This window comes from Pseudomonas fuscovaginae SE-1 (assembly GCF_000364705.1).
GTDB lineage: Bacteria > Pseudomonadota > Gammaproteobacteria > Pseudomonadales > Pseudomonadaceae > Aquipseudomonas > Aquipseudomonas fuscovaginae_A.
On record NZ_AQOH01000095.1, the window covers coordinates 1 to 12,871 of the forward strand.

Annotated in this window: 17 protein-coding genes; 10 read left to right on the plus strand and 7 right to left on the minus strand. The window is 63.5% G+C overall.

What is annotated here, in order from left to right; all coding sequences use genetic code 11:
- The 4 genes from K675_RS0110680 to K675_RS0110695 form a co-directional block, all read left to right on the plus strand.
- A partial coding sequence (locus tag K675_RS0110680) for a fumarylacetoacetate hydrolase family protein (protein WP_017903513.1) occupies nt 1-719 on the plus strand: 719 nt, incomplete at its 5' end.
- Nucleotides 710-1,696 carry an NAD-dependent epimerase/dehydratase family protein gene (locus K675_RS0110685; RefSeq protein ID WP_017903514.1) on the plus strand — a complete coding sequence of 329 codons (987 nt, stop codon included), beginning with the start codon at nt 710-712 and terminating at the stop codon, nt 1,694-1,696. The genes K675_RS0110680 and K675_RS0110685, both read left to right, overlap by 10 nt.
- On the plus strand, nt 1,693-2,475 hold the full coding sequence (locus K675_RS0110690; RefSeq protein WP_017903515.1) for a cyclase family protein: 783 nt from the start codon (nt 1,693-1,695) through the stop codon (nt 2,473-2,475). Before K675_RS0110685 ends, K675_RS0110690 begins: the two co-directional genes overlap by 4 nt.
- Nucleotides 2,476-2,931: 456 nt before the next feature.
- The gene (locus tag K675_RS0110695) at nt 2,932-3,615 is read left to right on the plus strand and encodes a hypothetical protein (protein WP_017903516.1); all 684 of its coding nucleotides are present in this window, start codon (nt 2,932-2,934) and stop codon (nt 3,613-3,615) included.
- Between the two features lie 14 nt (nt 3,616-3,629).
- Here K675_RS0110695 and K675_RS0110700 read toward each other — a convergent pair whose 3' ends face one another.
- Nucleotides 3,630-3,959, minus strand: a complete 330-nt coding sequence (locus K675_RS0110700; protein WP_017903517.1) for a hypothetical protein — start codon at nt 3,957-3,959, stop codon at nt 3,630-3,632.
- An 83-nt stretch (nt 3,960-4,042) separates the two neighbouring features.
- Complete coding sequence (locus K675_RS30620) at nt 4,043-4,714, minus strand: ATP-binding protein (protein WP_017903518.1); 672 nt, start codon at nt 4,712-4,714, stop codon at nt 4,043-4,045.
- Nucleotides 4,715-4,840: 126 nt separating this feature from the next.
- Here K675_RS30620 and K675_RS0110710 point away from each other — a divergent pair, with 126 nt between their 5' ends.
- Complete coding sequence (locus K675_RS0110710) at nt 4,841-5,167, plus strand: hypothetical protein (protein WP_017903519.1); 327 nt, start codon at nt 4,841-4,843, stop codon at nt 5,165-5,167.
- A gap of 67 nt (nt 5,168-5,234) precedes the next feature.
- On the opposite strand, the gene K675_RS0110715 is transcribed toward K675_RS0110710, so the two are convergent.
- Complete coding sequence (locus tag K675_RS0110715) at nt 5,235-6,050, minus strand: AraC family transcriptional regulator (RefSeq protein ID WP_017903520.1); 816 nt, start codon at nt 6,048-6,050, stop codon at nt 5,235-5,237.
- A gap of 78 nt (nt 6,051-6,128) precedes the next feature.
- Between K675_RS0110715 and K675_RS0110720 the strand changes: the two genes are divergently transcribed.
- A complete protein-coding gene (locus K675_RS0110720) occupies nt 6,129-7,328 on the plus strand; it encodes a CynX/NimT family MFS transporter (protein WP_232434418.1) in 1,200 nt (399 codons plus the stop codon).
- Here the strand turns inward: K675_RS0110720 and K675_RS0110725 are convergent.
- From K675_RS0110725 to K675_RS0110735, 3 genes are all read right to left on the minus strand, one after another.
- Nucleotides 7,316-7,789 carry a hypothetical protein gene (locus K675_RS0110725; protein WP_017903523.1) on the minus strand — a complete coding sequence of 158 codons (474 nt, stop codon included), beginning with the start codon at nt 7,787-7,789 and terminating at the stop codon, nt 7,316-7,318. The genes K675_RS0110720 and K675_RS0110725 overlap by 13 nt on opposite strands.
- On the minus strand, nt 7,786-8,895 hold the full coding sequence (locus K675_RS0110730) for a saccharopine dehydrogenase family protein (RefSeq protein WP_017903524.1): 1,110 nt from the start codon (nt 8,893-8,895) through the stop codon (nt 7,786-7,788). The genes K675_RS0110725 and K675_RS0110730 overlap by 4 nt, the downstream gene beginning before the upstream one ends.
- Before the next feature lie 174 nt (nt 8,896-9,069).
- Nucleotides 9,070-9,429, minus strand: a complete 360-nt coding sequence (locus tag K675_RS0110735) for a VOC family protein (RefSeq protein WP_017903525.1) — start codon at nt 9,427-9,429, stop codon at nt 9,070-9,072.
- 227 nt (nt 9,430-9,656) lie between these two features.
- On the opposite strand from K675_RS0110735, the gene K675_RS0110740 reads away from it, so the two are divergent.
- Complete coding sequence (locus K675_RS0110740; RefSeq protein ID WP_232434419.1) at nt 9,657-10,289, plus strand: hypothetical protein; 633 nt, start codon at nt 9,657-9,659, stop codon at nt 10,287-10,289.
- Nucleotides 10,290-10,320: 31 nt separating this feature from the next.
- On the opposite strand, the gene K675_RS0110745 is transcribed toward K675_RS0110740, so the two are convergent.
- Nucleotides 10,321-11,142: an aldo/keto reductase gene (locus K675_RS0110745; protein ID WP_017903527.1), complete on the minus strand. Its 822-nt coding sequence runs from the start codon at nt 11,140-11,142 to the stop codon at nt 10,321-10,323.
- A 245-nt stretch (nt 11,143-11,387) separates the two neighbouring features.
- Here K675_RS0110745 and K675_RS0110750 point away from each other — a divergent pair, with 245 nt between their 5' ends.
- The 3 genes from K675_RS0110750 (at nt 11,388) to K675_RS0110760 (ending at nt 12,731) form a co-directional block, all read left to right on the plus strand.
- On the plus strand, nt 11,388-11,603 hold the full coding sequence (locus K675_RS0110750; RefSeq protein ID WP_017903528.1) for a TOBE domain-containing protein: 216 nt from the start codon (nt 11,388-11,390) through the stop codon (nt 11,601-11,603).
- Nucleotides 11,604-11,764: 161 nt separating this feature from the next.
- Nucleotides 11,765-11,971 (plus strand): hypothetical protein, encoded by a 207-nt coding sequence (locus K675_RS0110755; protein ID WP_017903529.1) that lies wholly within the window; start codon nt 11,765-11,767, stop codon nt 11,969-11,971.
- A 322-nt stretch (nt 11,972-12,293) separates the two neighbouring features.
- Nucleotides 12,294-12,731 carry an HIT family protein gene (locus tag K675_RS0110760; RefSeq protein ID WP_017903530.1) on the plus strand — a complete coding sequence of 146 codons (438 nt, stop codon included), beginning with the start codon at nt 12,294-12,296 and terminating at the stop codon, nt 12,729-12,731.
- The last annotated feature ends 140 nt before the right edge of the window (nt 12,732-12,871 follow it).

Genomic DNA, 12,871 nt, shown 5'->3' on the forward strand with positions numbered 1-12,871 from the left:
GCGAGCTGATGCAGAAAGCCTTCAACCTGGAGCCCATCGAGGGCGTCGAACACACGCCCTTGATCTATCAGGGCGCCAGCGATGATTTCCTGGGACCGTGCGTGGACATCCCCTTGCCCAGTGAAGCCCATGGTATCGACTTCGAAGGCGAGTTCGCCGTAGTGGTCGGCGACGTACCGATGGGGTGTCCGGCTGAACACGCCTTGCAGCATGTGCGTTTGGTGCTGCAACTGAACGATGTCAGCCTGCGCGCCTTGGCACCGCGGGAGATGAAGACGGGGTTTGGCTTTCTCCAGGCCAAGCCGGCCAGCAGCTTTGCCCCGGTGGCGGTCACGCCGGATGAACTGGGTGATGCCTGGCGCGACGGTCGTGTGCATCTGCCCCTGAAGGTGGAGTGGAACGGCGAGTGGTTCGGCCATCCCCATGGCGGCGCCATGCATTTCGGCTTCCATGAGCTCATCGCCCATGCCGCCCTGACACGCCGGCTGGGCGCGGGCACGCTGATCGGTTCCGGCACCGTTTCCAACGCCGATCGCTCCGTGGGGTCAGCCTGTATCGCCGAGCGCCGCGCCATCGAAACCATCGCTCACGGCGCGCCGCGCACGCCCTTCATGCGCTTTGGCGATCGGGTCCGGATGGAGGCGCTTGGTGCCGAGGGCGAGGTGCTGTTCGGCGCCATTGACCAGCGTGTCGTGCAGGGGGGCGGGTCATGCGTGTGATGGTCACGGGGGCCAATGGCTTCGTCGGGCGCCAGTTGGTGAACCGTCTTCTGGAGAGCGGCGAGCTACGCGGTCGACGTATCGAGGCGTTGTTGCTGTTGGACCAGAGGCTTGAGGACTTGCCCGACGATGCACGCTTGCGTCGTCATGACGGCAGCGTTACCGACCCGGCCTTGCTGCGCCGGGTGCTGGCCGATGGTGTCGATGTGGTCTTTCATCTGGTCAGTGTGCCGGGCGGGGCTGCCGAGGCCCAGTACGAGCAGGGCTACCAGGTGAACCTGCAGGCCAGTCTGGAACTGCTCAACCAGTTGCGCAAGCCGAACTGCCCGCCGGTGCTGGTGTATGCCAGCAGCGTTGCGGTCTACGGCGGGGAGCTGCCGGCGCGCATGGATGAGGATTACCCGACTTCACCGCAGCTGTCCTATGCCGCGCACAAGCGCATGGTGGAAATTGCGCTGCAGGACCTGGCCCGGCGTGGCGAAGTGGACGGCCGTGCGCTGCGCCTGCCCGGCATCGTCGCTCGTCCACGCGAGCCGAACGGCTTGCGCTCGGCGTTCATGAGCGACTTGCTGCACGCCTACGCGTCAGGGGAGGCCTATACCTGCCCGGTGTCGCCCGAGGCGTGCGCCTGGTGGATGTCTGCCCGTTGCTGCGTGGACAACCTGGTGCACGCTGCCGAGCTGGAGAACCCGGGCAGCCAGCGCATCTGGCAGTCGCCGGTGCTGCACCTTTCCGTCGCCCAGGTGCTGGCGGGACTGGCAGCCCGTTTTGGCGAAGCCAACCGCGCGCGCATCGATTTCGCCCCCGACCCACAACTGGAAGCGCTGTTCGGCCGCTACCCACCGCTGCGTACCCCTCAGGCCCGTGAGTTGGGCTTCAGCCACGACGGCTCGGTGGCCGGCCTGCTGAGCAACGCTCTCGACCTGCCTGTGCGCCGCAGCCGCCGCGCGACCACCCGTAAAGGAGTTTCCGCATGAGCCTGCACACACGTCGTCTGCTGGACCTGTCCGTGACCCTGGACAACAACCCCCATACCGATCCGCCACCGCTGCTGCCCAGGATCGACTACATGGACCATCAGCAGGGCTGGCCGGAAATGGCGGCGATGTTTCCCGGCCTGCGCAAGGAAGACCTGCCGGGGCATGAGTCCTGGGCAGCGGAACGCCTGCAGATCACCACCCACAGTGGCACGCACATGGATGCTCCGTGGCATTACGCGTCCACCACCGACGGTGGCAAGCCGGCCTTCGGCATCGATGAACTGCCGTTGGAGTGGTGTCTGCAACCGGGGGTGAAACTGGATTTTCGTCACCTGCCGGATGGCCACGTGGTCACGGCGTCGCAGGTCGCGGACGAACTGGCGCGCATCGGTCATGAGTTGCAGCCGCTGGACATCGTGCTGGTGAATACCCGTGCGGGCAGCCTGTTCGGTCAGCCAGGCTATCTCGAAGCGGGTGTGGGCATGGGGCGTGAGGCCACGCTGTACCTGCTGGAGCGAGGGGTGAGGGTGGTCGGCACTGATGCCTGGAGCTGGGACGCGCCGTTCAAGTACACCCGCGAACGCTTCTGTGCGACGGGGGATGCCTCGATCATCTGGGAAGGGCACAAGGCCGGTCGTGACATCGGCTATGGGCAGATGGAGAAATTGGCCAATCTGGAGCGACTCCCGGCGTCCGGCTTTCTGGTCAGTTGCTTCCCGTACAAGATTCGCCATGCCTCTGCGGGGTTTGTTCGGGCGGTGGCGATCTTCGAGTAGTGGATCGATGTGGGCTTGCCCGGCTAAAGCGAGCTCATGGGCGCATTGGCGAGACAGGATCTCCGTTTGCCGCGAAACCTTCGGCAAAAGCCGTTGTTCAGACGCAACAGTGCTGGATCGCAGACTAGATAGCACAGCGGGTTATAGATCTGCTCCGGTCATTGCCGATTATTGAACACAGGCTGTCCAAGTCGTCAGAAAAAACCTACGCCGCGCTGGCGCTCTGCTAGGCTGAGGCCTGTATCTGCAGCCGTTGTGTGGCAGTTGCGCAAGCAGTAGCACGGCCTACTGCCAGGGAAGGAGGTTCGTGGTCGGCGCAAATGGTCAGTCCTTGCAGCTCGCTGCCTTCCATCATTCGTTCGGTTGATAGTGACCATCAAAAAACGCAAGTTCTGTTTTTTGGGCGAAAGAGGAAGATAGCGGCATACCGAACCTGCTTCCGAAGGAACCCGAGCGATGAAAATTTCAACCCTGCTGGCTTTTGTCGCCGTCCTCACCACAGGTATCGCCACCACCTTTCCCACCCAGGCCGCCGAGAGCCCCCGTGACGAGCAGGCCTGCCATTTCCTGCCGGTGGCCGACAGTGGCCTGAGTCTGAAGCAGGCACGCTCGGTCGGCGTGCTCTACAGCGAAAACACTGTCAATACTCTTGAATACCTGGAGCGCTACCACAGCGTGGCGCTGAACGGGGCGAAGAACGATGCCCTCGACTCGCGCATCAGCAGCGCCTTCGTCAGCAGCTCGGACCCGAAACTGGCGATCGACTGGCTCAAGGCCTCGTTGCATAAGCAGTTCGCTTCGGTGACCGTCTACGACAACCTCGATGCGGTGGTGCAGGCCCGTCCCGACGTGGTGGTGATGCTGGATACCTACAGCCGCCTGGTGACCAAGCGCAACAACCAGTTCGAGGCCCGTTTCATCGCCAAGTTCTATGACTCGAACCTGCAATACATCGGCCAGGCCGAAGGCTCCACCGGCAAGCAACTGTCGTCCGTGTGGGTCAAGGGCAAGGCGGCGCCGGAAATCGCCGCGCAGATCAGCCAGCAGCGCGACCTGCAGGTCGATGCCCTGAAACAGTTCGATGCCTCGCTCAAGGCGCTGGTGAACTCGGGCAATGTGGAGCGCATGGCGAGCAACTGAGCCGCCGCTCCGAGTCAGCGACGTGCCAGTTTGTACTTGACGCAATCCTCGTAGAAACCGCGGCGGATGGCCTCGGGCTTGAGCCGCGACTGACTGTCGTAGGTCTGTTCGGTAATGCCCAGGGCCATCATGCGCATCCAGCCCTTGCTGAACTTGTAGGCCTGGATCTTCTGTCGCGCGGCGTACAGCGATACCCCCGAAAGCTTCAACTCCTGCGCCCGGGCCGCGGTGCCGGCGCCCCAACTGCACATGTAGCGGTCATTGGCCTTCAGCTCCTTGCCGTTGGCGCACAGTGCAACGCCTGCCAGGGAAAACGAGATCAGCGTGGTCCATACCGTTCGCATTTATGCTCAACCTAACTGCCTGAAAATAAAGTGATTCTGGCTGTTGCTGAACGGTCGCGGGGCCATCAGTTTGCCTGCTGCGCTCAACCCGGTGTCGGTGTCGGCAGGCGCAGTTCCACGCTCAATCCTCCTCGGGGGCGATGGGGGAACGCCAGGCTGGCGTCCAGGCGGCGGGCGATCACCTCGACGATCAACAGGCCCAGCCCTGCGCTCTGTGGGTTGCCGGCACTGTGGAAACGGTCGCACAAGCGATCGAGCAATTCGTCGCTCACGGCCGGTCCTTCATCCATGATTCGCAGCATCGTGCAGGGGCCGGCGCGTTCAAGCACGATCTGTATTTCGCTCCTCGCCGGAGCGAAGTTCAGCGCATTGCCCACCAGGTTCCGCAGCAGGATGGAGAGAGCGGTAGGGTCGGCGCCCAGTTGCTCCAGCAGGTGCTCGAGCGTGGCACGCATCGGCTGCAATTCCGGTGGCGACGGCCCGGCTTGCAACGGTTCGAGGCTTTCCACCGCGCGGTTGCGCAGGTGGCGGTGCAGGCGTTGCAACGGCCGAAGTCCCCAGCCCAGAAGTGCCCAGATCACCAGCACCAGTATCGGCAGGCCGATCAGTGTCGGCCAGAGGGTGTGCTGGACGGTGCGCTGCTGGACGTGCTCGATCAGCAGCAGTGGGGGCCGCGCAACTGCCGCTGGACGTCTGGCGCGCCGATCTGCCGACCGCCTGCGCAGGGCCGGGTTTCTTGCCAGGTTGATTGCCAAAGACGTCTGATGCTGCACGGAGGAAGGCAAACGGTGACAACGATCTCAGCAGTCGACCGACAACTCTGGTAAAGTTCGTTAGCTTACTACATATCCAGTTGCCTACTTGTAATCGAGACACCCGCAATGAGCAATGACCTGAGCGAAGAGGAGATGCGCCTGGCGCTTTTCGGCTCTTCGCGTCCAAGTGCCGACCCGATCACCCCGCAAGCCCCCGAACCCGAGGTGGTCGTCGCGCCTGCCGCTGCGCCCAAACGCCGGCCTGTGGCCAAGGCGCTGTCGCCCAGGCTGCGGGTGATCCTGCATGCGACCAGGGAGTTCGAAGGCGAGATAGAAGAGCTGGTGTATGACGCCAATACCCTCAGCACCTTCACTGCCGAGCAGGAGGCCAAGGCCGCCGCGAAAAAGAAGAAGTTCCGCTATTTCGAGGTGGTTTCCATCAAGCCCATCTGACCTGGGCTCCCTTCGCCGTTTCGACGGTTTCCCGGCTTGCCATGGGACGGGGCGGGACCGGCAGTGCTCAACCCCGCTCCACGTAGTCCCTGGGTGACTCGCCCAGCAGGCGCTTGAACATTGCCGAAAAGGCGCTGGGGCTGGCGAAGCCCAGGCTGTCGGCGATGCGATTGACCGGCTCTCCGGCCTCGAGCAGGGTCAAGGCCCGAGCCACCCGGACCTGTTGCACCCACTGCCGATAGGTGATGCCGGTCTCCCTGATGAACAGCCGGATCAGGGTCCGGCTGCTGGCGCCCACCACCTCTGACCATTGCTCGATGGTCTGCGCCCGGCCCGGCTCCTCCAGGATCTGTTGGCAGATTGTGACCAGCCGACGGTCCTGCGGCCAGGGAATCTCCAGCGGTACCGTCCGCGAATGTTCCAGCTTGTGCAGGATCAGCGCGACGATGCTGCGGTTGGGCAGATCGTCCGGGTACAGCATCGGCTGTTCGGCCAGGGCCAGGATCAGCTCGCGCAGCAACGTGTCGACCTCGATCACCTTGACCCGCTCGCCGAATAGCCCGGCCTGGCTGCGCTCGATGTAGATCGTGCGCATCCGTGTGTCGCTGAGCATCACCTGGTCATGCACCACGCCGGCCGGAATCCACAGCCCACGCTGGGGCGGGATGTACCAGATGCCATGTTCGCTGGCGACCCGCATCAGGCCCTTGCTGGCGTAGAGGAATTGTCCCCGTGGATGGCTGTGCGGCGCGTTGTAGCTGCCCGCCGCCTGATCGCGGGAGAAGGCGGTGATCACCCGGGGCAGGTCCTGGTAGTCGTGATAGTCGTCGCTGTGCCCCTCGGATTTGAGGCTGTCACTTTGGCGACGAATGTTGGCATTCATGCAAAACCGTCCAGGTCGATGGCGAAATTAGTATTTGCCACAGAAATCAGTTCAGCGATAGAGATCTGGAGGCAGCGCATGTCAATCGCAGTGGCACAGAGAACACGAGCAATCGAATTCATGGCGGGCCTCGGCCTGTTTATCCTGGCGCTTTCCCTGCGCCCGGGCATCGTCTCGGTCGGGCCGCTGGTCGGCGCGATACAGGCCGAGTTCGGCCTGCGGCACGCCCAGGCGGCGTTGCTGACAGCGATACCGGACGTGTGCATGGGCCTGTTCGCCATCTTCACTCCGCGCGTCGGCCGCCGTTTCGGCAATGATCGGGTGGTGCTGTTCTCCCTGGCCCTGCTCGGCGCCGCGATGGTCCTGCGTGCCTTCGCCGGGTCGTCGGCCAGCCTGCTGTTTTCGACCTTCCTGGTGGGTGTCGGTGTCGCCATTTCGGGGCCGTTGATCGGCGGCTGGATCAAGAGTCACTTCGCCAGTCATGCGGCCATGCTCATGGGCATCTACGCCGCCGGCCTGGGCATCGGGGCCACCCTGGCGGCGGTGGGCAGCGAGTACGTGGCGCTGGTCGAAGGTGGCTGGCGCCTGGCGGCGGGGATCTGGGCGGTGCCTTGCGTGTTCGCCATGATCAGCTGGCAGCGCCTGGCGGCGGTATTCCCGTCCCGGCCGCAGGCCGTGCAAGGCGCCAGCAGCCCGGTCAGCCAGCCGGCATTTCGCCGCGGCCGGGCCTGGCTGATCGCGGTGTACTTCGGCCTGGGCCAGTTCGTCTGCTACGCCTGTTTCGCCTGGGTGGGCGAGAGCAGTCGCGAGCTGGCGATCAACAGCCTGGGTTCAGGGCTCAACCTGGGCCTGTTCGCGGCCATTATCGCGATCAGCAGTTTCGTTTCCGGGGTCATGACCCGTTCCACGCCGGATCGCCGTGCCTGGCTGGGCGGGTCGGCCATGCTCTCGGCCGCCGGGGCTGCAGCGCTCTGGCTGGCCCCGGGCCTGCTCGGTGCGTTGCCGATCGTCGCCATCGCCCTGGGCCAGGGCAGCTGTTTCGCCCTGGCGATGACCTTGCCGCTGGACAACACCCACACCCATGAACAAGCAGGGCAGTGGACTGCTTTCATGTTGTTCATCGGTTACCTGGTGGCGGCGCTGGGCCCCTTCGCCTTCGGCTTCCTGCGTGACCACACCGGCACCTTCGAGGCCTCCTACGGCCTGCTGGTCGCGGCCTCGCTGGCGATGCTGGTGCTGACGCCGTTGCTCAAGCCGCACAGGCATCAGCAGGCTTGATTGTCCTTCCTGTTGCGCAGGTACCCGGCCATCGCAGCAAAGCGTTGCCGGGTTTCATGTTCGAAAATGCGGTTGACCAGCGGGTCCAGCAGCCAGCCGAGCCAGCGTGGTCGCAGTTGCACGTTGAAGGTGTAGATCAGCTCCGAGGTGTCGTTGCCCAAGTCACGGTGGCGCATCGACGCGGCCCACCCGTGGAACCAGCCGGCCGGTTCGACCAGCACCGCAGCCGCGACCTTGGATGGCACGTAGTTGACGAAGCGGGTACGCAGGGAAAAGTGGCGCTTCCAGCCGCGCCCCTGGTTGAAGGTGATGGCGCCGATGTAGGGATGACTGCCACCACCTTCAACCCCGGCGGCGGAGAGCAGAGTGTCCCACTGCCGGCGTACCTCATGGTTGTGGAACGCCTCGAAGGCGTCGGCTGCGCTGGCGGGCATGACCAGCGTGATTCGACGTTGTGTCACCGAGCACCCTCGACCATCGCCGAGGTGAAATTCCAGCGCTGGAATTCCGGTTCGAACTCTTCCAGTTGCAACAGGCCCATGCAGGGCATCGCACCACGCTGGTCGATATGCCCCTTCGCCAGTTTGCAGGCCAGCAGTACGGTAGCCATGCAGGGAATCTCCGGGCCATGGCCGCCGGGCGCGGTCAGTTGCCAGGTCAGGCTGCCGGGCGTGCCGTCCTGGCGCAGGCCGCGCAGTTGAACACGCATGGCGCCCAGGTCGCTACCGAAGCGGTCCAGGGCCTTTCTCGACAAGGCATCCAGCTGTGCGGCGAACCGGCTGATCGGCAGTGGTATGCCCAGGCGCCGCAAGCCTGCCGCCAGCCACAGGCCCGCATGTTCCAGGCGCAGTTCCAGTGCGGCATGGAACTCGACGTCGCGTACTCCGGGGTAGCGGCTCGGGAACAGCGCCAGGTCCGGCACGTCGCAGGCCGCGCCCCAGCGCCGGCCCATGCCGGTGAAGTGGAAGTCGCGGATGTCCTGCCAGCCATGGCGCTTGACCCAGGCACCGTCATTCCAGCGGTCGAAGGCCTGGCCGGCATAGCCGAATACCGCCTGGATGGTCGCCACGCCCCGGGGTGCCTGCTGGCCCGGGGCGATGGCGATGCTGATGCCATCCAGGCGGGAAAACGAGCTGGCGAGGTGGTCGACTACCGCAGAGGAGAGACCCGGTACGCTGCTGGCACCGGAGACGGCCAGGACACCGGCCGCCTGTGCCTGCGCATCGACATTGGCGGCGAAACGGTCGACGAAGTCGCGGCCGTCGGCCAGGTCGATGTAGTGTGCGCCGGCGGCACATGCCGCCAGGGCAACCCGATAGTCCTGGCCCTGGAAGGGCCCGGCGCAGTGGATGACCAGGTCCGGCCTGGCTTCGGCAAGGCGTTGCTCGAAATCGCTGGCCTCGATATCAAGGCGCAAGGTGGCGACGGTCTGACCATTGTCGAATGGGTGCCGGCCCGCGCTGGCGCTGCGACTGGCGGCAATCGGTTCCAGGCCGGGCTCCAGCGCCAGGCGCCGGCAGATACGCGCGCCGAAATTGCCCAGGCCGCCGATGACGATGATACGCACGATTCATCCTTGAGTGAGGGGAGAGGGCGGCAGTATACGGGGTCACGGGGTGGACAAGAAAAGAGGGGCAACAGGAGCCGGCTTGCTGACGATAGCGGTGCATCAGTTGGCGAAGTTCTCGCCTGACAGTTCACTATCGCCAGCAAGCCGGTCCCACAGGGACCGCGTACCATACTATGGCTGCTGGTCGCTCCAGACCGCCAGCTCGTAGCCATCCGGGTCGATGAAGTGGAAGCGGCTGCCACCGGGGAACGAAAACCGTGCCCGGCTGATGGTCGCGCCCGCGGCTTCGATCTTCCGCTGGATCGCCTCGAGATCCCGCCCATAGAGAATCACCAGCGGCCCACCTGGCCGCACCGGCTCTCCGGTGGTGAAGCCACCGGTCAGGCGGCCGTCGCTGAACTCGGTGTAGCTGGGGCCATGGTCGACGAAGCTCCAGCCGAACACCTCGCCATAGAAGGCCTTGCTGCGCGCGATGTCGCTGACGTTGAACTCGATGTTGTCGATCTGCCGATCCGTGCCTCGAACACTCATGCTGACTTCCCTGTTGTCGAATGTGGGCGGCGAGTCTAACCGATGAGTGCAACCTTCAGCAGGTACTTGCTGCCCGCTGGCTGGCTAATAGTCCTGCCTGGAGGTTGGCAGGATTGCTCTGTCTGGTGATTCCCACCTTGCTTTCTATCGGAGTTTCACTCTTGCAGTGCATTGATACCCATCCATTCCGTGGCCTGGTTTGTATCCGGACCAGGCTTCACGCCTCGGTGTTGGTCGCTCTGTTGGTCAGCGGCTGCAGCACGCACAAACCGGTGGCGGCCTATCGTGATGCCTGCCTGGATGAAGGATCGCCTGCCAGTGCCGAGTATCGGGCCTGCGTGGCAGACAGGGCCGCCATGAAGGAAATGGCGTTCAGGGCCCTGATGGATGATACCGGTGCCTATTCCCGGCCCATGCAAATCAGTACCACAGCAAAGGGTAAGCCGTTGCTGGCATCCGATTTCCCGGCCGCGGGCGGCGACGCCAGTTATGAAATCACCGAGTCCATGTCTGTTGCTCAAAACCAGGCGTTTCCCTTCAAGGTCAAGGTGATCTGGAGGAATGCTTCCCCGGATACCCGGGGCAGACCCGTGGACCTTATGCGGATGAAGCAGCTGGACAGCCTGATGTCATGGAGCGTGAAGAGGGATGGCACGGGAGCGTGGTTGTGTACCCAGTCTTCCCGACAACAACGGATGTGGGTTTTCTATGCGGCGGACGCCGAAACCTTCGTTGCACGGCTCAAGTCGGCGGTGGCTGCAACCGGGCCATATCCGGTTGAGTTCAGTTCCAGCAGAAGATCCCCACGTGATCCCAATGGCGACGCAGGCGCGATCACACCCAAGCAATGTGTGGAGTGATGCGTTGCATCGATCCGGGTCTGTGGTGGGCTCACACCATCGCCAACCGGTGCTTGCGCTTGGGCGGCATGAACACCCGATCGATAGCGTCCAGGTCATGCTCGTCCAACCGCAGTTGCGCGGCGGCGGCGTTGAGCCGCACGTGTTCCAGGTTGACTGCCTTGGGAATCGCCAGCACACCTTCATGGCGGATCACCCAGGCCAGCGCGACCTGGGCCGGGGTGGCGTCGTGGCGCGCGGCGATCTGCTGCAGCGTCGGGCTGTCGAGCAGGGCGCCGCCCTGGCCGACCGGGCAGTAGGCCATCAGCGGCAGGTGGTGTTGTTGCCACCAGGGCAGCAGATCGAATTCGATGCCGCGCTCCTCCAGGTTGTACAGCACCTGGTTGGTGGCGCAGAACGGCGAGGCCAGTTCCTGCAGGTCGTCGACATCGAAGTTGGATACGCCCCAGCGGCCGATCCGACCCTTTTCGCGCAGGCGCTCGAAGGCCTCGACGGTTTCCTCCAGCGGATACTGGCCGCGCCAGTGCAGCAGGTACAGGTCGATGTACTCGGTGCCCAGGCGCTTGAGGCTGCGCTCGCAGGCCAGGGGAATGCCCTTGCGGCTGGCGTTGTGCGGGTAGACCTTGCTGACCAGGAATACCTTGTCGCGCTGCCCGGCAATGGCCTGGCCGACCACTTCCTCGGCGCCGCCTTCGCCGTACATCTCGGCGGTGTCGATCAGGGTCATGCCCAGGTCGATGCCGGTTTGCAGGGCGCGGACCTCATGGGGCCGCTGCTGGTGGTCCTCGCCCATGCGCCAGGTGCCCTGACCGATGACGGGAACGGCCACACCGGCCAGATCGAGCGTTCGCATGGGAGCCTCCTTGGGAAAGCGGGGGTTATCCATATGGGGCAACGGCCGGTCCGCGAGGTTCCACCGTGCGGGTTTCTGGAGTCTGATTCTAGCCAGGATCGACGAGTAGGCGGGGCGATTTGTGCGCTTATTTCCTAAAGGAATAAAATGATTATTATTAATTCCTTTTGAATTTTTCGCGAAGGGTGCACCTTGGTCACACGGCGCACGACGTGCGTGCCATTCTCCCACACAGGAAGCTGCCCATGACCATCAAGGCTATCAACGTCCGCAACCAGTTCCGTGGCGTCATCAAGGAAATCAACCTCGGCCAGGTGCTGTCCGAGATCGATGTACAAACCGCTGCGGGCATCGTCACGTCGGTGATCACCACGCGCTCGGTGCGCGACCTCGAGCTGTCGGTTGGCAGCGAGGTGATTGCCTTCGTCAAATCCACCGAAGTGTCCATCGCCAAGCTATGACTGGCCGCGCCGGGCAGCTCTGCAAGGATTGACGTGACCGGGCGGTCATTCGTCGGAACCTTGTGCCAGAGCCTGCGGATCGCTGTCCTTGGTCTACGCTGAAGGTTTTTGAGGCGCCGGCTGCCTGCCGGCGGTGATCAACCTTGGAAAGGAGTGGCCCCATGAGAAAGGCTTACATGGAAGACAATGGCGATGAGTTCCCGATCAACAACCTGGTGCGCTGCGGGCAGACGCCCTATGTCGCCGAGTTCGGGGGAGAGGCGCCAGTGCAGGAGGCTTCGAGTCGGCCCAGTCAGTCGGCACCGAGCGGGTTGTTGAGGCGCCCCTATTTTCCCAAGGCCAGGCCGCGCCTGAAAAAACTGGCGTAAGGTGTTGCCGGTGGTGCGTTGAGGCCACCGAACCGATGAAGCATCCGGAGTCCGTGAGGGCTCCGGATTTTTTTGCGCTGAGCCGTGGGGCGGTGAATATCCTTTGGGCGGTTTTCTTAGAACAAATCAGCGCCTTAGGGCCTTTTCCAGGACGCCGGATACAAAAAATTTCAAAACTCGCGTGTACAGCCGTTCAAGCCTCGGCGTATTTTCGCCCCAAGCTGTTCGATCAGCGGTATGGGTCTGTAAGGGATTCAGCCTAGCAAGCCCGGAGCCAGAGCGTTCCAGGGGTCTGCATATAACGATTAGAGGGAGCTAAGTCGTGAACTGCATCTTCTGCGCTATCGTCGCCAAGCTGGCACCCGCGAGCATCGTCCATGAAGACGAACAGTGCCTGGCCTTTCTTTCCATTCAGCCGATCACTCCCGGTCATGTGCTGGTCATTCCCAAGGCCCATGCCGACGGCCTGGGCGATATTCCTCCGGAAACCGCGGGCCAGGTGATGGTGGTCGGCCAGCGCGTGGCGACGGCCTTGCGCAACAGCGGGCTGCAACTCGACGGACAACCTTGCGAGGGTATCAACCTGCTGCTGTGCGATGGTGCGGTGGCCGGGCAGACCGTCGGTCATGCTCACCTGCACGTCATTGCCCGATTCGTCGGCGATGGCTTCGACCTCGCCCACGGCGATATCGCCCTGGCCAGCCCGCAGGTGTTGGGTGAGCGTGCCGAACTGATTCGCTCGGCCCTCGAACGACTCTGAAGAAAATGTAGCCTGTGGCAGCCGGCTGGGGAGTCGCTGTCCAGGTGCGGTTCTTTGTCTGTCATTGCGCGTCCACGTCTATAGCCAGAAAGTTGGCCTGCCTATATCGCACGTAGAACCTATATCCGGCGCAAATCTTC